This window comes from Nocardioides sp. QY071 (assembly GCF_029961765.1).
GTDB lineage: Bacteria > Actinomycetota > Actinomycetes > Propionibacteriales > Nocardioidaceae > Nocardioides.
On sequence record NZ_CP124681.1, the window covers coordinates 90,274 to 113,025 of the forward strand.

The window sequence follows — 22,752 nt, forward strand, 5'->3', positions numbered from 1 at the left end:
CATGGGGTTGGTGCGACGCGCCCTGACGAGCCGGCTGACGGTCGGGCTCGCGGGCGGTGCTGCCCTCCTGGCGCTCACCGCGTGCGGCACACCGCAGAAGGGTGCGGAGAAGGACCCGAAGGCCGACCCGAGCGAGGCCGCGGCCAGCACCACCGCCACCGCGACGACCGCTGTGGCCGACCCCGCGCACGCGGTGGCACCGCCCGGTCCCTTCGACGGCAAGCAGTACGGCGACGACCTGCTCCTCGTCTCCCAGGACTCGCTCTCCAAGGACGACCTCGCCACCATCACCGGCGTGACGGTGCGGGGCAAGAAGGGCGTCGCGGCCTACACCCAGCTGTCCTACGGCCAGTTCTCGGTGGAGAACAAGCTCTTCAACATCGCCGCCGTCGACCCGGGCGACTACCGCCGTTTCACGGGGAACGACTCGGCGACCTTCCAGCAGCAGTGGGACCGGATCGCGGGCGGCGAGATCGCGATCCCCAAGGCCCTCGAGCAGGAGCTGGTGCCCGACAGCTCGGGCTACCTCGCCGTCGACGAGGAGAAGATCCACATCGGCGCCCTGTTCCCCGGTGGGGTCGACGGCGTCGACGCGGTCGTCAACGCCAAGTGGGGGGAGGCGCTCGGGCTGCCCGAGGAGAACGCGGTGCTGATCAACACCGGCCTGTCCTCCCCGCAGGTGGTGCGCAAGAAGATCGAGAACGCCTTCGGCAAGGACCGGTTCTCGATCAGCGCCCTCGACATCGTCGCCCAGAGCGGCATCGACCCCGGCACCTACCAGCAGGCGATCCCGGTCGGCGCGTTCAGCGACGCGGTCGGCGTCTTCCGCTACACCCCGATCGGCGGCGGGCGGATCGCGCCCGACCCGGCCTGGGTCAAGGCCCACATCGTGACCGAGGTGGTCCCGATCCTCGGCTCGGTGACGTGCAACAAGTACCTGATGCCGCAGCTCAAGGCGGCCCTCGCCGAGATCGTCACCAGCAAGCTGGCCGGCAAGATCCACCCGGGCGAGTACGCCGGGTGCTACTACCCGCGCTTCATCGCCGGCTCCACGCAGCTGTCCAACCACTCCTTCGGGCTGGCGCTCGACCTCAACGTGCCGGGCAACCAGCGCGGCACCGTCGGTCAGATGGACCGCGTGGTCGTGGCGATCTTCAAGAAGTGGGGCTTCGCGTGGGGCGGCGACTGGGCCTACACGGACCCGATGCACTTCGAGCTGGCACGGATCGTCAACCCGGGCTGAGGCGGATGCTGACAGCATCACTGTCACGATCCGTGCCATGATGCGCGCATGACGTTCGCGCTGGGTCAGGGAACCGGTCCGCTCAAGGGCCTCAAGGTCGTCGAGATCGCCGGGATCGGGCCGAGCCCGCACGCCTGCATGATCCTGGCGGACCTGGGCGCCGACGTGATCCGGGTGGAGCGCCCGGGTGGGCAGATGCTGACCGGCGGGTCGCACGACCTGCTCAACCGCGGTCGGCCCAGCGTCGCGCTCAACCTCAAGGACCCCGAGGCGGTCGCGACCGTGCTCGACCTGGTCGAGCAGGCCGACGTGCTGGTCGAGGGCATGCGCCCCGGTGTCGCCGAGCGACTCGGCTTCGGGCCCGAGGACTGCCACGCCCGCAACCCGCGCCTGGTCTACGGCCGGATGACCGGCTGGGGTCAGGACGGCCCGTGGTCGCAGGCAGCCGGCCACGACATGAACTACATCGCCATCACCGGCACCCTCCACGGCCTGGGTCAGGTCAAGGACAAGCCCCAGTTCCCGACCAACCTCGTCGGCGACTTCGGTGGCGGGTCGACGTACCTCGTCATCGGCATCCTCGCCGCGGTCTTCGAGGCGAAGGCATCCGGCCAGGGCCAGGTCGTCGACGCCGCGATCGTCGACGGTACGGCGAACCTGAACGCGATGACCTCCGCCTTCCTCGCCGGCGGCGGGTTCAAGGAGGAGCGAGCCGCCAACCTGCTCGACGGCGGCGCGCCGTACTACGACATCTACGAGACCGCCGACGGCGAGCACATGTCGGTGGGCGCGCTGGAGCCGCAGTTCTACGACCTGTTCGTCGAGCTGCTCGGCATCAAGGACACCGCGCCGGACCGCTGGGACGTCGCGAAGACCGACGAGCTGCGCGAGCTGATCACCTCGACGTTCAAGACCAGGACCCGCGAGGAGTGGTGCGCGATCTTCGACGGCACCGACGCCTGCGTGGCGCCGATCCTGCGGATGAGCGAGGCCAAGGACCACCCGCACATCAAGGGCCGCGAGATCTTCGTCGAGCACGAGGGCATCGTGCAGCCGCAGCCCGCGCCGCGGTTCTCCCGCACGAAGGCGACGCTGTCGCACCCGCCGGCCCCCGGTGCCGGCGCGCACACCCGCGAGGCGCTCGAGGCCTGGGGCGTCAAGGACGTCGAGGGCCTGATCGAGCGCGGTGCCGCGGTGCAGATCGAGGGCTGACCCGGTCGGTGGCCGCGGCCCCGCGGTAACACGCTGTCCATCCGACTACTCGTCGGTTCTCCGCAGAATCGCCGCCGGATTCGGCCGATTTCTGCTGACACCCGGCGGGTAGTCGCGTGGACAGCGTGTTACATCCCACAGCGCCGCAACCCGCGGCGATGCGGGTCCCCGAGCGGGGGACCCCTAGGCTGGGGGCACCGATCCGGCCAGTCTTGCCCCGGATCCCGGCGTACCACACCGCACCACCCGTGGCCGCGCCCCTCACCAGAGGCACCGCTTCACCGCCTGTCACCGGACAGGCAGCACGGCGAGACGCCCACCTGAGGGGATCGCGCCGCCCTGCGTGCAGCGTTCTCCGGAGAGAAACACCCGTGACCACCACCTTCGCCGATCTCGGCGTGCCCACTGCCCTGCTCGACGTCCTCGCGGCCGACGAGATCACCGTCCCCACGCCGATCCAGGCCGCGACGCTGCCCGACTCGCTGAAGGGCCGGGACGTGCTCGGCCGCGGTCGCACCGGCTCCGGCAAGACCTACGCCTTCGGCCTCCCGCTCGTGGCGCGCCTGGTCTCCGAGGGCGAGCGCCGGCGTCCGGCGCCGAAGCGCCCCCGGGCCCTCGTCCTCGCTCCGACCCGCGAGCTCGCGAGCCAGATCGCGGCCACCGTCGCGCCGCTCGCGAAGGCCGTCGGCCTGCGCACCACCACCGTCTTCGGCGGCGTGGGCCAGGGCCCGCAGGTCAACGCGCTGCGCGACGGCGTCGACATCCTCATCGCCTGCCCCGGCCGGCTCGAGGACCTGATCGGCCAGGGCCACTGCAGCCTCGCCGACGTGCGGGTCACCGTGCTCGACGAGGCCGACCACATGGCCGACCTGGGCTTCCTGCCCGCCGTACGCCGCCTGCTCGACCAGACGCCCAAGGGCGGCCAGCGGATGCTGTTCTCCGCGACGCTCGACAACGCGATCGACGTCCTGGTCAAGCGCTTCCTCGTCGACCCGGCCGTGCACCAGGCCGACTCGGCCCAGTCGCCGGTCACGAAGATGGACCACCACGTGCTCCACGTCGAGCGCGAGCAGCGGCTGCCCGTCCTGCTCGACCTGGTCAGCGCGCCCGGCCGCACCGTCGTCTTCACGCGCACCAAGCACGGCGCCAAGGCGCTGGCGCGCCAGCTCAACAAGAACGGCGTCCCGGCCGTCGACCTCCACGGCAACCTCAGCCAGGGTGCGCGCACCCGCAACATGGAGGCCTTCCACAGCGGTACGGCGACCACCCTGGTCGCGACCGACATCGCGGCCCGCGGCATCCACGTCGACGACGTCTCGCTCGTCGTCCACGCCGACCCGCCGGCCGAGCACAAGGCCTACCTGCACCGCTCCGGACGTACGGCGCGCGCCGGCGCCGCGGGCACCGTGATCACGTTGATGACCAGTGAGCAGCGCGGCGACGTCCGGGCGCTGACCCGGGCCGCCGGCATCACGCCGACCACGACCCGGATCCAGGGCCCCGACCACCCGGTGCTCCAGGACCTCGCGCCGGGCGAGCGGTCGCGTCCGGGCGGCATCGACCTCACCCCGGCCACCCCGCAGGGCGGCAACGGCGGGGGCAACGGCGGCGGTCGTCGTCGCTCCGGCGCCAAGAAGCCCGCGGCGAAGAAGCCGGCTGCCCAGGGCCAGCGCTCCGGCGGCCAGGGCCAGCGCTCGGGCGGGCAGGGCGGAACGAAGCCGGCCGGGCGCTCGGGCGGCAACCGCGGCCGGTCGCGCTCGCGCGGTGCCGGCTCCGGCTCGGGTGGCGGCCACAGCGCCGCCGGCTTCAGCTCCGGTCGTCGCTGACCCGGCAGAAAGTGGCTTGAGATTCGCGTCGACCCGGCAGAACTTCTGCCGGGTCGACGCAGTTCCGGGACCAGTTCGAGCCGGGTCGACGCAATTCCGAGACCAGTTCGAGCCGGGTCAGCGCCGCCGTGGGGTGCGCGCCGCGCGCGCGACCGCTGACTCGTACGCCGACACCAGGCCGCCGACCGACAGCGGCTTGAGCCGCTCCATGATCTCGCGGAAGTGCTCGGACGTGGTCGCGTCGCCGTACAGCGGGGCGAGCTTGTCGTTGATGACCTCGTAGAGCTCCTTGGCCATCTGCTCGCCGTGCTCCTGGTAGACCGCCGCGGCCGCGACCGCGACCTCGCGGGGGAAGCCGAGCTCGAGCAGGCGGATGCCGATGGCGAGCTGGTTGCTGGCGACGAGGTACGACGTCCCGCGGATCCGCAGCACGCCGAGGGCCTGCAGGGTGGCGACGTCCTCGGTCGAGAGTGGCCGGCCGGCCTTCTTCTCGAGCTGCTCGCGGTCCATCTCGACGGGTAGGTCGGACTGCCAGGGGGCGAGCATGGTGCGGGCCAGGGTGATGTCCTCGGGGGTGGCGTCCTCGGGGATGCCGGCGACGTACCGCTCGATCGCGGACAGCGTGAACCCGTGGCTCTGCAGCTCCAGCACGAGCTCGATCCGGGCCAGGTGGGCGGCGGAGTAGTAGCCCGACCGGCCGCGCCGGATCGGAGGCGGCACCAGGCCCCGCGAGGTGTAGAAGCGCACCGTGCGCACGGTCAGCCCGACCCGTGCGGTGAGCTCCTCGAGGGTGAGCAGCTCCTCCTGTGGATCGCTCCCGGATGCGTCGTGGGTCACACCGTCCGCGGGCCCCTCGCTCTTGACCATGACAGTAATAGTGTCACAATCGATCCCAGAGACACCCTCTCCCGTACAGAAACAAGGACGGTCATGGCAGAAGCATTCGTGTACGACCACCTCCGCACGCCGCGCGGTCGGGGCAAGGCCAACGGCTCCCTCCACGAGGTGAAGCCGGTCGACCTCGCCGTCGGGCTGATCGACGCCGTGCAGGAGCGCAACCCCGGCCTCGACACCAACCGCATCGACGACGTCGTGCTCGGTGTCGTCTCGCCGATCGGCGACCAGGGCGGCGACATCGCCAAGACCGCGGCCATCGCGGCCGGCCTGCCGGACACCGTCGCCGGGGTCCAGCTCAACCGCTTCTGCGCCTCGGGCCTCGAGGCCGTCAACCAGGCCGCCGGTCGCGTCCGCGGCGGGTTCGAGGACCTGATCATCGCCGGTGGCGTCGAGTCGATGAGCCGCGTGCCGATGGGCTCCGACGGTGGCGCCTGGGCGTCCGACCCGGCCACCGCGTTCAAGGCGGGCTTCGTGCCCCAGGGCATCGGCGCCGACCTGATCGCCACGATCGAGGGCTGGAGCCGCGAGGACGTCGACGCGTACGCCGCCGAGTCGCACCACCGGGCCGCCAAGGCCCAGGCCAACGGCTACTTCGACGGCGCGATCGTGCCGGTCAAGGACATCAACGGCCTGACCGTCCTCGACCGCGACGAGACGGTCCGCCCCGACACCTCCGTCGAGGGCCTCGCCGGCCTCAAGCCGTCCTTCGCCCAGCTCGGCGCCGACGCCGGCTTCGACGACGTGGCGCTCGAGAAGTACCACTGGATCGAGAAGATCAACCACGTCCACCACGCCGGCAACAGCTCGGGCATCGTCGACGGCTCCGCGCTCACCCTGATCGGCAACGAGCAGGTCGGCAAGGACCTCGGCCTGACCCCGCGCGCCCGCATCATCGCGACCGCGGTCTCCGGTGCGGACCCGATCATCATGCTGACCGGCCCGGCCCCGGCCGCCCGCAAGGCGCTGGCCAAGGCCGGCCTCGAGGTCGGTGACATCGACCTGTTCGAGATCAACGAGGCGTTCGCCGCCGTCGCCATGCGGTTCATGCGCGACATGGGCATCAGCCACGACATCACCAACGTCAACGGTGGTGCGATCGCCATGGGCCACCCGCTCGGTGCGACCGGCGCGATGATCCTCGGCACCCTGATCGACGAGCTCGAGCGGCGCGACCTGCGCCGCGGCCTCGCCACGCTCTGCGTCGGCGGCGGCATGGGCATCGCGACCATCGTCGAGCGCGTCTGACGCCGTACCGGACCCAGAGACTCAGAACAGGAACGACATTGAGCACCGACACCCAGACCTCTGTGCGCTACGAGCGCGACGCCGACGGCATCGTCACCCTCACCCTCGACGACCCCAACCAGAGCGCGAACACGATGAACGAGCTCTACCGGGAGTCGATGGCGGCCGCCGTCGAGCGCCTGTACGCCGAGCAGGACGACATCACCGGCGTCGTCATCACCTCGGCGAAGAAGACCTTCTTCGCCGGCGGCGACCTCAAGCTGATGGTCCAGACCACCAAGGACAACGCGGGTGACGTCTTCGCCCAGTGCGAGAGCATCAAGGCGTCGCTGCGTCGCCTCGAGCTCTTCCCGAAGCCGGTCGTGGCCGCCATCAACGGCGCCGCCCTCGGCGGTGGCTATGAGATCACCCTCGCCACCCAGCACCGGATCCTGGTCAACGACCCCAAGATCAAGGTCGGCCTCCCCGAGGCGACCCTCGGCCTGCTCCCCGGCGGCGGCGGCGTGACCCGCGCCGTGCGCAAGTGGGGCCTGCAGACCGCGCTGATGGACGTGCTGCTCCAGGGCACCCAGTTCAACCCCGAGACCGCGCTCAAGAAGGGCGTCGTCGACGAGCTCGTCGCCACCCAGGAGGAGCTGGTCCCGGCCGCGAAGGCGTGGCTGAAGGCCAACCCCGAGGCCGCCCTGTCGCCGTGGGACGCCCCCGGCTACAAGATGCCCGGCGGTACGCCGAAGTCGCCCGCGCTGGCCGGCTTCCTCCCCGCCTTCCCGGCCCTGCTGCGCAAGCAGCTCAAGGGTGCCGACTACCCGGCGCCGCGCGCGATCCTCTCGGCCGCGGTCGAGGGCGCGCAGGTCGACTTCGACACCGCCTCGCGGATCGAGTCGCGCTACCTGGCCAACCTGGTCGTCAACCAGGGCTCGAAGAACATGATCCAGGCGTTCTTCTTCGACCTGCAGGCGATCAACTCCGGCTCGCAGCGTCCGGCGGGCCACGAGCGGTTCGTGCCCAAGAAGGTCGCCGTGCTCGGCGCCGGCATGATGGGCGCCGGCATCGCCTACGTCTACGCCCGCAACGGCGCCGAGGTCGTCCTCAAGGACGTCTCGGTCGAGAACGCGGAGAAGGGCAAGGCCTACACCGCCCAGCTGAACGAGAAGGCGGTCTCCCGCGGCAAGCTCACCCAGGAGAAGGCGGACGCGATCCTCAACCGGATCACGGCCACCGACAAGCCCGAGGACCTCGCCGGCTGCGACACGGTGATCGAGGCGGTGTTCGAGGACCCGGAGCTCAAGGCCAAGGTCTTCGCCGAGGTCATGCCGCACGTCAACGCCGACGCGGTGCTGTGCTCCAACACCTCGACGCTGCCGATCACGGCGCTCGCCGAAGGTGTCGAGCGTCCGGCCGACTTCATCGGCCTGCACTTCTTCTCGCCGGTCGACAAGATGCCGCTGGTCGAGATCATCACCGGCGAGAAGACCGACGAGGCGGCGCTGGCCAAGGCGTTCGACCTGACCCAGTTCATCAAGAAGACGCCGATCGTGGTCAACGACAGCCGCGGCTTCTACACCTCGCGTGTCATCGGCTACATGGTCAACGAGGGCATGGCGATGCTCGCCGAGGGCGTGGCGCCGTACTCCATCGAGCGGGCTACCACCTCGGCCGGCTACCCGGCCCCGGTGCTGCAGCTGTCCGACGAGCTCAACCTCGAGCTGATGGCCAAGATCGCCAAGGCGACCGCCGAGGCCAACCCCGACCTGCCGGTGCACCCGGGCCAGGCCGTGGTCGGCAAGATGCTCGAGGCCGGCCGGGCCGGTCGCCTGCGCGGCGCGGGCTTCTACGACTACGAGGACGGCAAGCGCGGCTCGATCTGGGCCGGCCTCGCCGACCTGTTCCCGCTCGCCGAGCAGCAGCCGCCGATCGAGGACATCCGCGACCGGATGCTCTTCGCCGAGGCGCTCGAGACCGCGAAGACCTTCGAGGAGGGCGTCATCACCTCGGCGGCCGCCGCGAACATCGGCTCGATCATGGGCATCGGGTTCCCGCCGAACACCGGTGGTGCCGCCCAGTTCATGACCGGCTACGAGAACAAGGCCACGGGCGAGGTGGGCCTGGGCGCCTTCCTCGCGCGCGCCGACGAGCTCGCCGCGAAGTACGGCGACCGGTTCCAGGCCACCCCGTGGCTGCGCGAGCTGGCCGCTTCGGGCAAGGGCTTCCCCGCCTGATCCGGTGGACAGGTCCCTGACTGGGACGACAAAACTGGCGCTTGGACGAGGATGCTTCCTCGTCCAAGCGCCAGTTTCACCGGCCGGCCGGTGAAACTCCCACCGGCCCGCTACCGTTCCCGTCATGGGTGGCCGGCGACGGGTGGCGCGGCCCGGGCGGACTGTCTTCCGGGTGATCCTGGCGAGCCTGACGGCGCTCGGCCTGCTGACCGGCCTGGGCGTGGTGCTGGCCTACCAGAACTGGAACGGCAACCTCGAGCACCCGACGGTGGTCGGCAAGAACCGCCCGAAGAAGAAGACCAAGGCCCTCAACATCCTCGTCATGGGCACGGACACCCGCAGCTGCGAGGGGTGCGGGATCGACAGCGAGGCCGGCGGCGGCCTGTCCGACACGACGATCCTGTTCCACCTCTCGGCCGACCGGACGTTCGCCTACGGCATCTCCATCCCCCGCGACACCGCGGTGATGCGGCCGGCGTGCTACCGCTCCGACGGCAGCGAGATCCCCGCCGCCACGAGCTACGAGAAGTGGAACGAGGCCTACCAGGTCGGCGGGCCCGGCTGCACCCGCCAGCAGCTCGAGCAGCTCACCGGCGTACCCGTCGACCGGTTCGTCGTCGTCGACTTCGGCCAGTTCAAGGACATGGTCAACGCCCTCGACGGCGTGGAGATCTGCGTTCCGCAGGACATCGACGACACCACCGGCAACATCCACCTCAAGGCCGGTACCCGCGAGGTCGACGGCACCGAGGCGCTGGCCTACGCGCGGGTCCGCTACGGCATCAGCGGCGGCATCGACCCGTACCGGACCCGCCGCCAGCAGGCGCTGATCGGCGCGATGATCGACAAGGCGCTCACGGCCGGCATGGTCGCCCGGCCGGACAAGCTGGCGAGCTTCATCAGCGCCGCGACCACCAAGCTGCAGACCGACTTCAAGTCCGTCGCCGCCATGGCCAAGGTCGCGGCCAGCGCCAAGGGCATCGACCCCAACGACATCAAGTTCATCACCACGCCGTGGACCCTCGACACCGACAAGGTCAGCGGTGGCGTCGAGTGGCTGCCCTCGGTCGAGCGGCTCTGGCAGCTGGTGATCGACGACCAGCCGCTCACCCCGGAGTTCGTCGCCGGGTCGATCAACGCGGGCCAGTCGCCGGGCGGTGGCTCGGGTGCGGCGTCGGGCAAGGCGTCGGAGTCGGCCTCCGAGTCGGCGTCCGGGTCGGCCTCCGAGTCGGCGTCCGGGTCGGCGTCGGCGTCGCCGAGCGGCGGCGAGACCCCCGACCCGTCGGGCGGCCTGTCGGCCGATGAGCGCGCGGCCGCGGGGCTGTGCAGCTGAGGCCCTGACCGCTCAGCTCGGGTCGGTCGCTGTCGATGGCCTCCCGTGTGGGAGCCGTGATGGTCGAGGTCGCCGGGCTGCACGTCCGGTTCGGCACCGTCGACGCGGTGGCCGGCGTCGACCTGCAGGTCGAGGCGGGACAGGCACTGGCCCTGCTGGGGCGCAACGGCGCGGGCAAGTCGACGACCATGCGGGTGCTGGCGGGCGTCGTACCGCCGACCTCGGGGCGGGCCGTGGTCGCCGGTTCCGAGGTGGCGCACGCACCGCTGCAGGCGAAGCGGGCGGTCGGGTACTGCCCGGACGTCGGAGGCCTGGTGCCGCGCGCGACGCCGTGGGAGCACCTGCAGCTGAGCGCGCGGCTGCGCCGACTCGACGACTGGGAGCAGCGGGCGCGCCCGCTGCTGGAGCAGTTCGACCTCGGTGACGTCGCGCACCGGGTGACCGCCGGGTTCAGCCACGGCATGGGCCGCCGGCTCAGCGTCGTGCTCGCCGCCCTGCACGAGCCCGAGGTGTTGCTGCTCGACGAGCCGTTCGACGGCGTCGACCCGCTCGGGGTCGAGGCCACCTTCGCCGTCGTCGAGGACGCCCGGGCCCGCGGCGCCGCCGTCCTCGTGTCCACGCACCTGCGCGACCTCGCGGTCGAGGTCTGCGGCGAGGTCGCGGTGCTGCGCGGCGGCGTGCGGGTCGCCACCGTCAGCGCCGAGGACATGGCCGGGGACGAGGGAGCCCGTGCCTACCGCGCGCTCCTGGCCTGAGCCTGAGCTCTCCCGGGCGCTGGCCGACGTCCGGCACCTGCTGTGGTTCCGCCGCGCGACGGTACGACGACCACGGGCCGCCGCGCTCGCCCTGGCCGGCCTCGGCCTGGTCACCGTGGCAGCGGTGGTCCTGCCGGCTCTCCTCCCCCCCGGCGATGACCTCGGCCGCCTCCTCCGACCGGCCCTGGCCGCGCTCGTCCTGGTCGCCGTGAGCGGAGCGGTCGCCGGCGGGGGCGGCCGCGAGCTGCTCGCCCGCGACCCGGCGTCGGTGTTCCCGGTCAGCCCGGTGACCGACCACCTGGGTGCGCTGCTGCTCGCCCCGCTCAGCGCGGGCTGGCTGATCCAGGCCTGGGGCCTGCTCGGCCTGGTGGCCGCGGTCGCCGGGCCGGGCGCCGTACCGGTCGCGCTCGCCTGGCTGGTCGCCGCGACCGCGCTGGCGCAGGCGGTCGGCTGGGCCGGGGAGTACCTGCGCCGGCGTGGGGTCCTCGCCTGGTTCGCGGTGCCGCTCGCCGGCCTCGGGGTGCTCCCGGCGCCGCTGGTCGCCGACGCGGTCCAGCACGGCGGCCCGGCCGCGCGGGCGCTGGCCGTCGTGGCGCTGCTCGCCGCGACGGTCCTGCTGGTGGCCGCCGGTGCCGTCCTCGCCGTGGTCACCGCCCGCCGGGTGCCGCGCGACGAGACCCGTCGCGAGGGCGCGACGTACGCGCCGCGACCCCTGCCCGCGTCCGACCTCGCCCTGCTGCGGCGTACCGACCGCGCCTCGGTCTGGCGCAGCGTCCCGCTCCGGCGGGGCACCGTCCTGCTCGCCCTCGCGCCGGGCACGGTGGCGCTCGCCGGCGGCCTCGCCTGGTCGAACCTGGTGCTGCTGCCCGGCCTGGTCGCGTCCGGCTGCGTGCTGCTGTTCGGCGTCAACCTGTGGTGCCTCGACGGCCGCGGGCTGCTGTGGCGCGAGTCCCTGCCCGTCTCCCCGTGCACGGTCCTGCTCGCCCGGGCGCTGGTGCTGGCGGAGGTCCTCCTCGGCGCCGGTACGGCGACCCTGGCCCTCGGCGCGCTCCGGGCCGGCCGTCCCACCGCCGCCGAGGCGCTGGCCGTCGTGCTGGCCCTGCTCGTCGTCGTCGCCCAGTCGCTCTCCGCCGCGCTGCGCTGGTCCCTCGCGCACCCGTACGCCGTCGACCTCCGCTCCGCCCGCGCCACGCCCGCACCGCCGCTCGCGATGGTCGGCTACTCGCTGCGGCTCTCCGTCGCCACGACCCTGTCCGGCCTGCTGCTCGCCGGGTTCGCGCGCGTCGGCCGGGCCGACCTGGTCGGCCTCACCGCGGCTCTTCTGGTGGCCTTCTCAGCGGTCCGGATCGGCCGGGCCGCCCATCGCTGGTCGGACCCGGTACGGCGCGCGGCGGTGGTCGCCGTTGTGGCGGCCTGACAAGGACCTCATGCTGGTGCCATGACGACGACCCGCCAGCACATCGACCTCGTCGAGACCTACGCCGCGCACAACTACCACCCGCTGCCGGTGGTGCTCGCTTCCGGTGCGGGCGCGTGGGTGACCGACGTCGAGGGCCGGCGCTATCTCGACTGCCTGGCGGGCTACTCCGCCCTCAACTTCGGGCACGGCCACCCGCGGCTGGTCGCCCGAGCCACCGAGCAGCTGCAGCGGCTGACCCTGACCAGTCGCGCCTTCCACAACGACCAGCTCGGCCCCTTCGTGGAGGCGCTGGCCGGGCTGACGGGCAAGCAGATGGTGCTACCGATGAACTCCGGCGCCGAGGCGGTGGAGACGGCGATCAAGGTCAGTCGCAAGTGGGGCTACCAGGTCAAGGGCGTGACGCCGGGCGCGGCAACCATCATCACGATGCACGGCAACTTCCACGGCCGCACCACCACGATCATCGGCTTCTCCGACGACCCCGACGCCACCACCGACCACGGGCCGTTCACGCCCGGCTTCGTCGGGGTGCCGTACGGCGACCTGGCCGCCGTCGCGGCCGCGATCGACGCCTCCGCAGGGACTACGGTGGCGGTGCTGCTGGAGCCGATCCAGGGCGAGGGCGGCGTGGTCATCCCGCCCGACGGGTTCCTGCGCGGTCTGCGCGAGTTGTGCACCGAGCGCAATGTGCTCATGGTCGCCGACGAGATCCAGTCCGGGCTCGGCCGCACCGGTCGGACCTTCGCGTGCGACCACGAGGACGTCGTACCGGACATCTATGTGCTCGGGAAGGCACTCGGGGGCGGGATCCTGCCCGTCTCGGCGATCGCCGCGGACCGAGAGGTGCTGGGCGTCGTGCGCCCCGGCACGCACGGCTCCACCTTCGGCGGCAACCCGCTCGCGGCCGCGGTCGGACACGAGGTCGTCGGCCTGCTGGCCACGGGCGAGTACCAGGAGCGGGCCCGGGTGCTCGGGAAGCGGCTCGTCGCCGGTCTGGACGCGCTCGTCGGGTCCGGGCTGGTCGCGGTCCGGGCGCGAGGGCTCTGGGCCGGGGTCGACGTCGACCCGGGCCTGCTGACCGGGCGTCAGGTGTGCGAGGCGTTGATGGGGCGCGGGGTGCTCGCCAAGGACACGCACGGCTCGACGGTCCGCTTCGCGCCGCCGCTGGTCTGCGCGGAGGACGACATCGACCTGCTCGTGAGCGCCCTCCGGGCGGTGCTGGAGGAGGCACTACTGTCGGCCGGGTGACCCAGCCGCAGCACACCCAGCGTGTCCTGATCACCGGCGCCGCCTCCGGGCTCGGCGCCGCCCTCGCCCGGGCCTGGGAGGAGCGGGGCGCCGACGTGCTCCGCACCGACCGCGCCGCCGGCGACGGGATCCTTCCGCTCGACATCACCAGTGACGCCGACTGGGCGGCCGCGCGCGAGCACGTCGAGCAGGCCTGGGGCGGGCTCGACGTCCTGGTCAACAACGCGGGCATCGCCGGTGGTGGCCGGCTCGACGTGTCCGGGATCGACGAGTGGCAGCGGCTGGTCGACATCAACCTGCTCGGCGCGGTGCGGGGGACGGCCACCTTCGCCCCGGTCTTCAAGCGGCAGGGGAGTGGGCGGGTCGTCAACGTCGCCTCGCTCGCCGGGCTCGTGCACCCCGCCGGGATGGGCGGCTACAACGCCACCAAGGCCGCGGTCGTCGCGCTGACCGAGACCACCGGGCACGAGCTCGCCGCGCACGGGGTGAGCGCCCACGTCGTGTGCCCGTCGTACTTCCGCACCAACCTGATGGCCGGCGTCGAGGGCCGCGACGCCGCGCTGCAGCAGGTGATGACCAAGCTGGTCGAGGACGCGCCGCTCGGACCCGACGAGATCGCGGCGGCGGTGCTCGACGCGATCGACGCCGGCACCGAGCTGATCATCCCGGACGACGCCGCGCGGGCGGCCTACCAGCTCAAGCTGACCGACCGTGCGTCGTACGACGCCGTCATGCGCGCCCAGGCCCGCAAGCTCGACGCGGTGGCCGAGTGAGCGACGATTCGCGGCCGGTCCGCGACGAGGACGCCTTCGACGTCGCGGCCGTCGAGGCCTGGCTGGGCCGCGGGCCGATCGCCGAGGTGCGGCAGTTCCCCGGCGGCGCGTCGAACCTGACCTACCTGTTGCGGATGCAGGACGGGCCGGACCTGATCCTGCGCCGCCCGCCCGTCGGCACCAAGGCCAAGGGCGCCCACGACATGGGGCGCGAGTACCGGATCCAGGACGCGCTCAAGCCGGTCTTCGGCCAGGTGCCCGCGATGGCGGCGTACTGCGCCGCCGAGGACAGCCCGATCGGCAGCGAGCTGTACGTCATGGAGCGCCTCGAGGGGCTGATCCCACGCCGCGACTTCGGCTTCCCGATCAGCGAGGAGCAGGCGTCCGCGCTCTGCGACGCCGCCGTCGACACCCTCGTCGCCCTGCACGCGATCGACGTGTCGGCGGTGCCCGGCCTGGCTGCGCTGAACAAGGGTGACGGGTACGTCGCACGCCAGGTCGGCGGTTGGATCGCCCGGCTCGACAACGCCCGCACCGACGACACCGGCGACTGGTCCGACATCACCGGCTGGCTCGACGCGCACCAGCCCGCCGACGTCGGGCAGCGGATGATCCACAACGACTACCGCTTCGACAACATGGTCCTCGACCCAGAACTGCTCAGCGACCCGACCCGGATCAGAATCGTGGGCCTCCTCGACTGGGAGCTGGCCACCGTCGGCGACCCGCTGATGGACCTCGGCTGCACGATGGCCTACTGGGTGCAGGCCGACGACGACGAGTTCTTCCTGCTCTTCCGCCGCCAGCCGACGACCGCGCCGGGCATGTGGACCCGCCAGCAGTTCGTCGACGCCTACTGCGCGCGGTCGGGGCTGTCGTTGACTCCCGCGCAGTGGACCTTCTACGAGGTCTTCGGGCTGTTCCGGCTGGCCGTGATCGCCCAGCAGATCTGGTACCGCTACTTCCACGGCCAGACCACCAACGAGGCGTACGCCGCGTTCGGCCCGGCGGTCGGCTACCTCGAGGCCCGCTGCCGCCGGATCCTCGCCGGCCTGGGAGAGGGCGCCTGATGGGCGTGCTGCTGCTGGTCCGTCACGGCCAGGCGTCCTTCGGTTCCGACGACTACGACGTGCTCTCCGAGACCGGGTGGGAGCAGGGCCGGGTGCTCGGCCAGTGGCTCGCCAAGGAGGGCCCGGAGCCGGTCTCCGTCGTCCACGGCGGGATGCGCCGGCACCGTGAGACCTGGGAGGCGATGGCCTCCGCGCTCTCCGGCCCGCCGACGGCGGAGGTCGACGAGGACTGGGCCGAGTTCGACCACCTCGGCGTCCTCGCGCGGTACGCCGAGGCCACCGGCGCGGTGGTCGACCACACCACCGACCGGCGCGCCTTCCAGGAGCAGTTCGAGATCTCCACCGCGCACTGGAGCGCGGCCGGTCCCGACGGCGGCTACCCCGAGCCGTACGACGCCTTCGTCGGGCGGGCCCGCACGGCGCTGTCCGCCGCTGCTGAGCGCCCCGGACCCACGCTCGTCGTCACGTCCGGGGGTGTGATCGCGGCCCTGGCCGCGCTGCTCGTCGTACCGGACATCTCGGCGGTGGGCCCCGTCTGGGCGCGGTTCAACACGGTCGTCGCGAACACCTCGGTGACCCGGGTGATCGTCGGTGCCACCGGCGCGCGGCTGCTCACGTTCAACGAGCACCCACACCTGCCGCGGTCGCTGGTGACCTACCGCTAGGGACGCGGCCATGTCCGACCAGGTGATGAACGCCGTCATCGCGACGGTCCTCGGCTCCGTGGTGGCGGTGGTCCTGCTGATCCCGGTGGCGGCGGTGGAGTACCGCAAGGACGGGCGGCTCGGTCCGCGCGACCTCACCGTGCTGCTGGCTGGCGCGGTCTACGGGCTGGCGCTGTGGACCTACACGCTGCTGCCGATGCCGGCGGACGACGACTACCGCTGCGCGGGCCGCCAGACGGTCCCGTTCGACACGATCCGCGCGATCGACTGGGGCGACCTCGGCTCGCGGGCCGGGCTGTCGGCGCTGGTGCACGACCCGGCGTTCCTGCAGGTGGCGCTCAATGTGCTGCTGTTCGTACCGCTCGGCTGGTTCGTACGACGGATCGCGCGGCGCGGGGTCGTCGTGGCCACCCTGCTCGGCTTCTCCGTCTCGCTGCTCATCGAGACCACGCAGGCCACCGGCGTGTGGCACCTCTACGCCTGCGCCTACCGGCTCTTCGACGTCGACGACCTGATGATCAACACCCTCGGCGCGACCCTCGGCTCGCTGGTGTCGGCGATCTTCATCCGGCGGCAGCGGCCGGAGGTCGTGTGGCCGAGCACGATCACCCTCGGTCGCAGGTGGGTCGGCATGGTCTGCGACGGGCTGTTCGTGGTGCTGCTCGGCTCGGCACTGTCGATCGTGTGGCGGGCGGTGCAGATGTACGTCGTCGAGGTGCCCTTCGAGGACCTGCCGACCACGCAGGAGCGGCTGCTGCAGTGGGGCGTCCCGGGGCTGGTCGAGGTGGCCGCCGTGCTCGTTCTCGGGCGGACGGTCGGCGAGTGGGTGGTGTCGGTCCGCACCACCGGCGGCCGCGGTCCGGTCCCGCTCGCGCGGTTGGTCAAGCTGGCCACCGGCATCGGCCCGTTCGTCGCGCTGCTCGCGATCCCCGGCGCCTGGACCGGCCCGGTGCTGGCACTGTTCGTCGTCCTCACCCTGGTGCTGGCCGTCCCCAAGGGGGGTGGGCACCGGGGACTGGCCCAGGCCGCGGCCGGGCTCGACCTCGAGATCGTGCTGCCGCGCTCGGTGCGGGAGCGGGAACCGGTCAGATCAGCTTCTTGAGCACGCCGAGCGGGGCGTGCTTCATGACCGGTGCCATCGCCGCCCACGGCAGCGGCGGCACGCACGCGTCGGCGACCTCCTTCTCGATCGCAGACACCATCGCGGCCACGCCCTTCTCGGTCGACGACATCAGCGGCGTCTGCTGCTCGACCTTGTCGTTCATCTCGGAGCGGATGTAGCCCGGGTAGAGCACGGTCACCTTGATCCTCTTCTGCAGCCGGGTGCCGTGCAGCTCGGTCCGCAGCCCCTCGGCCAGATGTGCGACGCCGGCCTTGGTGGCGGCGTACGTCGTCATCGAGGAGGGCATCCCGCGCATCGCCGACATCGACGACACCATCACCAGGTGCCCGGCCTCCTGCGCGCGGAAGACCTCCATCGCCGCCTCGGTCTGCGCCAGCGCGCCGACGAAGTTGGTCATCGCGGTCTCGAGGTTGGCGTCGAAGCGGCCGGTGCCGAGCTTGGCGCCCTTGCCGAGGCCGGCGTTGACCACGACCCGGTCCAGGCGGCCGAGCTCCTCGTGCAGCTCGCCGAACACCCGGAACACGGCGGCGTGATCGGTGACGTCGAGCGCGCGCAGTGCGACCCGGCGCTCGGGGTGGGCGGCCCGGATCTCGGCGGCGAGCTCCTCGAGCCGTTCGGTACGCCGGGCGGCCAGCGCGAGGTCGTGGCCGCGAGCGGCGAACTGGCGGGCCATCTCGGCGCCCAGTCCGCTCGACGCGCCGGTGATCAGGATCGTCGGTGCCATGGCGGCAGTCTGGCGTACCCGGCGCTGTGGCAGGGTGACGGCCGACCTCGGAAGGGAGCACGGATGCGGCGGATCGGGACGGGAGCGGTGGTGGCGTTGCTCGCTGCCGGCAGCGGCCTGGCGGGTGTCGCGCACGCTCAGGCGCCGGTGCCGACCTGCGCGGGCAAGCGCGCCACGATCGTCGATCCGTCGAAGGGCAACGACCGGATCGTCGGCACGAGCAAGCGCGACGTCATCGTCGCTGGGCGCGGACAGGGGCGCGATGTCGTCCTCGGGCTCGACGGCGACGACCTGATCTGCGGCGTCGCCCGGACCCGGGTGGTCGGTGGGCGCGGCGACGACACCGTCTACTACGCCGGGCGCGCCGACGGGGGCAAGGGCGCCGACAGCTTCCACGGCGTCGGTACGGCCCGCGGTGGCAAGGGCGCCGACACCGCCTGGGCGCCGATGGGCCCCGGATCCTTCGACGGCGGCGCGGGCTACGACCGGGTGGTCTTCTACGAGGGCTACGTCCCCGGCACCACATCGGGGGTCTACGTCAACCTCGCCCTGGGCCTGGCGTCCGCGGACGCCGAGGTCGGGCTCCTGCGGATGCGCACCGCCCTGGCCGGGATCGAGGAGGTCCGCGGCACCCCGGACGACGACCTGATCCTGGGCGATGCCCTCGACAACGTGCTGCGGGGCGGCGCCGGCCGGGACGTGCTCAACGGTCGCGGCGGCTACGACACCGTCGTCGGTGGCGCGGGCAAGGACACCTGCACCGCCGAGGTCCGCCGGGGCTGCGAGGAGTAGCGGGTTCGACAGGGCAACCACATACCGGGTATACATTTCCTATACCCGGTATGTAGTCGTTCCGAGGAGTCCCGATGTCCGTCAAGCACGCTCTGCTGGCCCTGCTGGAGCAGCAGCCGATGTACGGCTACCAGCTGCGCGCCGAGTTCGAGCAGCGCACCGGCACCACGTGGCCGCTCAACGTCGGGCAGGTCTACACGACGCTGACCCGGCTCGAGCGCGACGGCCTCGCCCTCGCCGACGGCGAGGACGGCGAGGGCCACGTGATCTACCGGATCACCGACGCGGGGCGGGGCGAGGTCGCCACCTGGTTCACCACGCCGGTCGCGCGGACCCAGCCGCCGCGCGACGAGCTGGCCATCAAGCTCGCCCTCGCCGTGACCGTGCCCGGCGTCGACGTCGGCACGGTCATCCAGCAGCAGCGCAGCGCCACGATGGCCGCACTCCAGGACTACACCCGCCTCAAGCGGCAGGCGACCGGGTCCGCCGATCCCGCGGACCTCGCGTGGAGCCTGGTCCTCGACTCCCTGGTGTTCGGCGCCGAGGCGGAGATCCGTTGGCTCGACCACTGCGAGTCCCGGTTGCGCCGGGCCGCCTCCGAGGTTGGACGAGAAAACTCGCGCTTGGACGAGGAAGCTTCCTCGTCCAAGCGCGAGTTTCACCGGCCGGCCGGTGAAACTCCCGCGAGGGGCATCCGGTGAGCGGCGCCGACCTGCACGACCAGGCCCGCCGCCTCGACCAGGCCGAGCGGCGCTGGCTCGCCGACGCCCGCGACCGTCTCCAGCGCATCCGCGCCGCCCGCCTCCTCTCCCGAAAGCAAGAGCGATGAACCCCGTCCTGCAGCTCACCGACGTCACCCGCACCCACGGCGTCGCGCCCCACGAGGTGCTCGCGCTGCGCGGCGTCTCCTTCGCGGCGTACCCCGGCGAGCTGGTCGCCGTCATGGGGCCCTCCGGCTCCGGCAAGTCGACCCTGCTCACCATCGCCGGCGGGCTCGACCAGCCGACCAGCGGTGAGGTCAGCGTCGAGGGAGTCGACCTCGCCCGCCTCGGGCAGCAGGGGCGGGCCCGGATGCGGCGTACGTCGATCGGCTACGTCTTCCAGGGCTTCAACCTGATCCCCGCGCTCACCGCGACCGAGAACGTCGCCCTTCCCCGTGAGCTCGACGGCATCGGCCCACGCCAGGCCCGGGCCGAGGCGCGGCGCGCGCTCGAGGAGGTCGGCATCCTCGACCTCGCCGACCGGTTCCCCGACAACATGTCCGGCGGCCAGCAGCAGCGCGTCGCGATCGCCCGCGCGGTGGTCGGTGAGCGTCGGCTGATCCTCGCCGACGAGCCGACCGGCGCCCTCGACACCGAGACCGGCGAGGGAATCCTCCAGCTGCTCCGGGCGCGCTGCGACGCCGGCGCCGCGGGCGTCCTTGTCACCCACGAGGCGCGGCACGCCGCCTGGGCCGACCGCGTGGTGTTCCTGCGCGACGGCGTCGTGGTCGACGAGACCGGCACCGACCGGGCCGACGTCCTCGTCGAGCCGGCCGCCCGATGAGCAAGGGGAGCCACGCCCTGGGCGGCTGGCGGGTCGCGCTGCGGCTCGCGCGCCGCGAGGCCTGGCGGCGCAAGGCGCAGACCGCGCTCATGCTGGTGCTCGTCTGCCTGCCGGTGCTGGCCGTGGCGGCGGCCGCCGTCGTGTGGCGTACGGCGAGCGTGTCGGGTGCCGAGGGCGTCGACCGGCGGCTCGGTACGTCGGCCGCGCTGGTCAGCGGCAGCGGCACCTCCGAGGTGCTGCAGGCCTTCGACCCCGACGGCATCACGTCGTGGGTCAGCGAGGACGAGCACGTGGCGACCGCCGAGGAGGTGCGCGCGGTGCTCGGCTCCGACCGCGAGCTCGTGCCGTTCGCCCAGGAGTACCTGTCGTACCGCACCGACCGCGGTGTCGGCGACCTTCTCGTCACCGAGACCGAGCTCGCGAACCCGCTCACCGACGGGCTGTTCCGGCTCGAGGAGGGCCGCTACCCCCGCACCGCCGACGAGGTCGTGGTCAACCCCGTCACCGCCGGGCGCGGCCCCGGCCTCGGCGCGACGCTCACCGTGCTGCGTCGGACGACGGACGGGGAGACCCGCACCGACCTGCACGTCGTCGGCATCGCCGCGAGCGCGACCACCCGCAAGGAGGCCGTCGCCGCGGTCCTCCCCGGCGCGCTCGGCACGCCCGACGGCCAGCCGTCGTGGCTGGTCGGCGGCGCCCCGGTGAGCTGGGACGACGTCCGTGCCCTCAACGCCGTCGGCCTGTTCGCCGCCTCGCGCCGGGTGCTCTCCGACCCTGCGCCGGACTCCGCGCTCCCACCCGAGGTGACCACCGACGAGCCGGTCGACCAGACGAAGGTGACCGCGCTGCTGCTGGTCGTGACGATGGTGCTGCTCGAGGTGGTCCTGCTCGCGGGACCGGCCTTCGCCGTCCGCGCCCGGGCCCAGGCGCGCACGCTCGCGCTCGTCGCGGCCGCCGGGGGGACGCCGGCCCAGGCGCGCCGTACCGTCCTCGCGTCGGGGGTCGTGGTCGGCGTGGTCGGCGGCCTGCTCGGTGTCGTCCTCGGGATCGGCGTCGGCGCGGTGCTGGTGCCCGTCGCGCAGCGCTTCCAGGGCACCTGGTTCGGGCCGTTCGAGGTGCCGTGGCCGCTGCTGGCCGTCGTCGCCTGCTTCGGGCTGGCCGCCGCCGTCCTGGCGGCCGTGGTGCCGGCCCTCTCGGCCTCGCGCCAGGACGTGGTCGCGGTGCTGGCCGGCCGCCGCGGCGAGGGCCGGCCCTCGCGCCGCTCGCCCGCGCTCGGCCTGGTCCTGATCGGCGCGGGCGCGACAGCGGGCGTGCTCGGCTCGCGTGCGAGCGGCTCCTCGCCGGTACTGGTGGCCGCGTCGGCGCTGCTCTCGGTCGTCGGCATGATCCTGCTCGTCGGCACCGTCGTGGCGCTGGTTGCGCGGATCGCGCGGCGCTTCCCGATGTCGTTGCGGTTCGCCGCCCGCGACGCCGCCCGGCACCGCACCCGCACCGTCCCGGCGGTCGCCGCCGTGGGGGCGACCGTGGCCGGCGTGATCGCCCTCGCCCTCGCGCTCACCAGCCAGCAGGCGGCCGACGAGCGGGACTACGACCCCCAGCTGGCCCACGGGTACGGCGCGGTCCCGCTCGATGCGACGGCCGACCCGGCCGCCGTGCAGCAGGTCCTGACCGAGCGCCTCCCCGGTGCTGCGGTCGAGGCCGTCTCCGGGCTCCGCTCGGACGACCCGGAGGCCGGCCTCGAGGTCACCTTCCAGGTCGGCGACGAGCCGCTGGTCCTACCCACCTCGGGTGTCTTCGGCACCGGCCAGCTGGTCGCCGGCACCGCTCCCGCCGCGCTCGGGCTCAGCCCCGCCGAGCGGGACCGGGCCGACCGGGCGCTGGCCGCGGGCCGCGTCGTCCTGGTCCGCGGCAACGACGCGTTCGGGCCCGAGGTGTCCGAGCGGGTGCGGGTCGTGCTCGGCGAGCGGATCGAGGACCTCCCCGCCGTCACGGTGCGCCCGCCGGGCGGGCTCGGTGCCGCGTCGGCGATCTTCCCTCCCACCCTCGCCGCCGACCTCGGCCTGCCCGTCGCCACCACCGCGCTGGCCGTGGCCCCGTCGATCTCCGCGGCCGCCCAGGAGGACCTGTCCGAGACGCTGGCCTCCGTGCCCGGCGCGGGCACCCTCGTGGTGGAGCGCGGCTACCAGCCTGAGGACGCCGTCCGCATCCTGCAGTGGGTGCTGGCGATCCTCGGCGGCATCCTGATGCTCGGCGGCACGCTCACCGCCACCTTCCTCGCACTCTCCGACGCCCGCCCCGACCTCGCCACCATGGCCGCGATCGGCGCGCGTCCCCGCACGCGGCGGCGGGTGGCGGCGGCGTACGCGCTGGTCGTCGGGCTCGCCGGCGCCCTGCTCGGCACGCCGATCGGGTTCATTCCCGGCATCGCCGTGAGCCGCCCCCTGTCCCGCGGCGACGACGGCAGCACGCTGCTCGCCGTCCCGTGGCCGCTGCTCGGGCTCGTGGTCGTCGGCCTGCCGCTGCTCACCGCTGCCGCCGTCGGGCTGTGCGCGCGGAGCCGGCTGCCGTTGGTGGCGCGGATCGACTGACCTGACCGCACCGCCCTGGTCAGGTGTCTCCGAGTTACTTAAAGTCAGTCTTGACTGTTTGTTTCTCTCGCGCC

Annotated in this window: 20 protein-coding genes; 18 read left to right on the plus strand and 2 right to left on the minus strand. The window is 72.9% G+C overall.

Annotated features, from left to right (window positions below):
- The first annotated feature begins 1 nt into the window (after position 1).
- The 3 genes from QI633_RS00415 (at position 2) to QI633_RS00425 (ending at position 4,281) form a co-directional block, all read left to right on the plus strand.
- A complete protein-coding gene (locus QI633_RS00415; RefSeq protein ID WP_260805673.1) occupies positions 2–1,243 on the plus strand; it encodes a M15 family metallopeptidase in 1,242 nt (413 codons plus the stop codon).
- 48 nt (positions 1,244–1,291) lie between these two features.
- Positions 1,292–2,455, plus strand: a complete 1,164-nt coding sequence (locus tag QI633_RS00420; protein WP_282427756.1) for a CaiB/BaiF CoA-transferase family protein — start codon at positions 1,292–1,294, stop codon at positions 2,453–2,455.
- 371 nt (positions 2,456–2,826) lie between these two features.
- On the plus strand, positions 2,827–4,281 hold the full coding sequence (locus QI633_RS00425) for a DEAD/DEAH box helicase (RefSeq protein ID WP_282427757.1): 1,455 nt from the start codon (positions 2,827–2,829) through the stop codon (positions 4,279–4,281).
- A 117-nt stretch (positions 4,282–4,398) separates the two neighbouring features.
- Here the strand turns inward: QI633_RS00425 and QI633_RS00430 are convergent, their stop codons facing one another.
- A complete protein-coding gene (locus tag QI633_RS00430) occupies positions 4,399–5,148 on the minus strand; it encodes a MerR family transcriptional regulator (RefSeq protein WP_141796453.1) in 750 nt (249 codons plus the stop codon).
- A 63-nt stretch (positions 5,149–5,211) separates the two neighbouring features.
- Here QI633_RS00430 and QI633_RS00435 point away from each other — a divergent pair, with 63 nt between their 5' ends.
- The 10 genes from QI633_RS00435 (at position 5,212) to QI633_RS00480 (ending at position 17,008) form a co-directional block, all read left to right on the plus strand.
- Entirely contained in the window at positions 5,212–6,423 is a 1,212-nt protein-coding gene (locus tag QI633_RS00435) for an acetyl-CoA C-acetyltransferase (RefSeq protein WP_141796452.1), read from the plus strand.
- A gap of 38 nt (positions 6,424–6,461) precedes the next feature.
- Complete coding sequence (locus tag QI633_RS00440) at positions 6,462–8,642, plus strand: 3-hydroxyacyl-CoA dehydrogenase NAD-binding domain-containing protein (RefSeq protein ID WP_260805670.1); 2,181 nt, start codon at positions 6,462–6,464, stop codon at positions 8,640–8,642.
- 124 nt (positions 8,643–8,766) lie between these two features.
- Positions 8,767–9,975 (plus strand): LCP family protein, encoded by a 1,209-nt coding sequence (locus QI633_RS00445; protein ID WP_282427758.1) that lies wholly within the window; start codon positions 8,767–8,769, stop codon positions 9,973–9,975.
- Between the two features lie 35 nt (positions 9,976–10,010).
- Complete coding sequence (locus QI633_RS00450; protein WP_282427759.1) at positions 10,011–10,730, plus strand: ABC transporter ATP-binding protein; 720 nt, start codon at positions 10,011–10,013, stop codon at positions 10,728–10,730.
- Positions 10,705–12,147, plus strand: coding sequence for a hypothetical protein (locus QI633_RS00455; protein ID WP_282427760.1), 1,443 nt, complete (start codon positions 10,705–10,707; stop codon positions 12,145–12,147). Before QI633_RS00450 ends, QI633_RS00455 begins: the two co-directional genes overlap by 26 nt.
- Positions 12,148–12,168: 21 nt before the next feature.
- Positions 12,169–13,398 (plus strand): ornithine--oxo-acid transaminase, encoded by a 1,230-nt coding sequence (gene rocD, locus QI633_RS00460; protein ID WP_282427761.1) that lies wholly within the window; start codon positions 12,169–12,171, stop codon positions 13,396–13,398.
- The gene (locus tag QI633_RS00465) at positions 13,395–14,171 is read left to right on the plus strand and encodes an SDR family NAD(P)-dependent oxidoreductase (protein WP_282427762.1); all 777 of its coding nucleotides are present in this window, start codon (positions 13,395–13,397) and stop codon (positions 14,169–14,171) included. The genes rocD and QI633_RS00465 overlap by 4 nt, the downstream gene beginning before the upstream one ends.
- Positions 14,168–15,241 carry a phosphotransferase family protein gene (locus tag QI633_RS00470; RefSeq protein ID WP_141796431.1) on the plus strand — a complete coding sequence of 358 codons (1,074 nt, stop codon included), beginning with the start codon at positions 14,168–14,170 and terminating at the stop codon, positions 15,239–15,241. Before QI633_RS00465 ends, QI633_RS00470 begins: the two co-directional genes overlap by 4 nt.
- On the plus strand, positions 15,241–15,906 hold the full coding sequence (locus QI633_RS00475) for a histidine phosphatase family protein (protein ID WP_282427763.1): 666 nt from the start codon (positions 15,241–15,243) through the stop codon (positions 15,904–15,906). Before QI633_RS00470 ends, QI633_RS00475 begins: the two co-directional genes overlap by 1 nt.
- A gap of 10 nt (positions 15,907–15,916) precedes the next feature.
- Positions 15,917–17,008 (plus strand): VanZ family protein, encoded by a 1,092-nt coding sequence (locus QI633_RS00480; protein WP_141796429.1) that lies wholly within the window; start codon positions 15,917–15,919, stop codon positions 17,006–17,008.
- Here QI633_RS00480 and QI633_RS00485 read toward each other — a convergent pair.
- Positions 16,992–17,753, minus strand: a complete 762-nt coding sequence (locus tag QI633_RS00485) for an SDR family oxidoreductase (protein ID WP_141796428.1) — start codon at positions 17,751–17,753, stop codon at positions 16,992–16,994. The two genes, QI633_RS00480 and QI633_RS00485, sit on opposite strands and share 17 nt — an antisense overlap.
- A 63-nt stretch (positions 17,754–17,816) precedes the next feature.
- Between QI633_RS00485 and QI633_RS00490 the strand changes: the two genes are divergently transcribed.
- From QI633_RS00490 to QI633_RS00510, 5 genes are all read left to right on the plus strand, one after another.
- Positions 17,817–18,545: a hypothetical protein gene (locus tag QI633_RS00490; protein ID WP_282427764.1), complete on the plus strand. Its 729-nt coding sequence runs from the start codon at positions 17,817–17,819 to the stop codon at positions 18,543–18,545.
- Between the two features lie 74 nt (positions 18,546–18,619).
- Complete coding sequence (locus QI633_RS00495; protein WP_141796426.1) at positions 18,620–19,246, plus strand: PadR family transcriptional regulator; 627 nt, start codon at positions 18,620–18,622, stop codon at positions 19,244–19,246.
- Positions 19,243–19,374, plus strand: a complete 132-nt coding sequence (locus QI633_RS00500; protein ID WP_260805669.1) for a hypothetical protein — start codon at positions 19,243–19,245, stop codon at positions 19,372–19,374. The genes QI633_RS00495 and QI633_RS00500 overlap by 4 nt, the downstream gene beginning before the upstream one ends.
- A complete protein-coding gene (locus QI633_RS00505) occupies positions 19,371–20,090 on the plus strand; it encodes an ABC transporter ATP-binding protein (protein ID WP_141796425.1) in 720 nt (239 codons plus the stop codon). Before QI633_RS00500 ends, QI633_RS00505 begins: the two co-directional genes overlap by 4 nt.
- Positions 20,087–22,678 (plus strand): ABC transporter permease, encoded by a 2,592-nt coding sequence (locus QI633_RS00510; RefSeq protein WP_282427765.1) that lies wholly within the window; start codon positions 20,087–20,089, stop codon positions 22,676–22,678. Before QI633_RS00505 ends, QI633_RS00510 begins: the two co-directional genes overlap by 4 nt.
- Positions 22,679–22,752 lie beyond the last annotated feature (74 nt).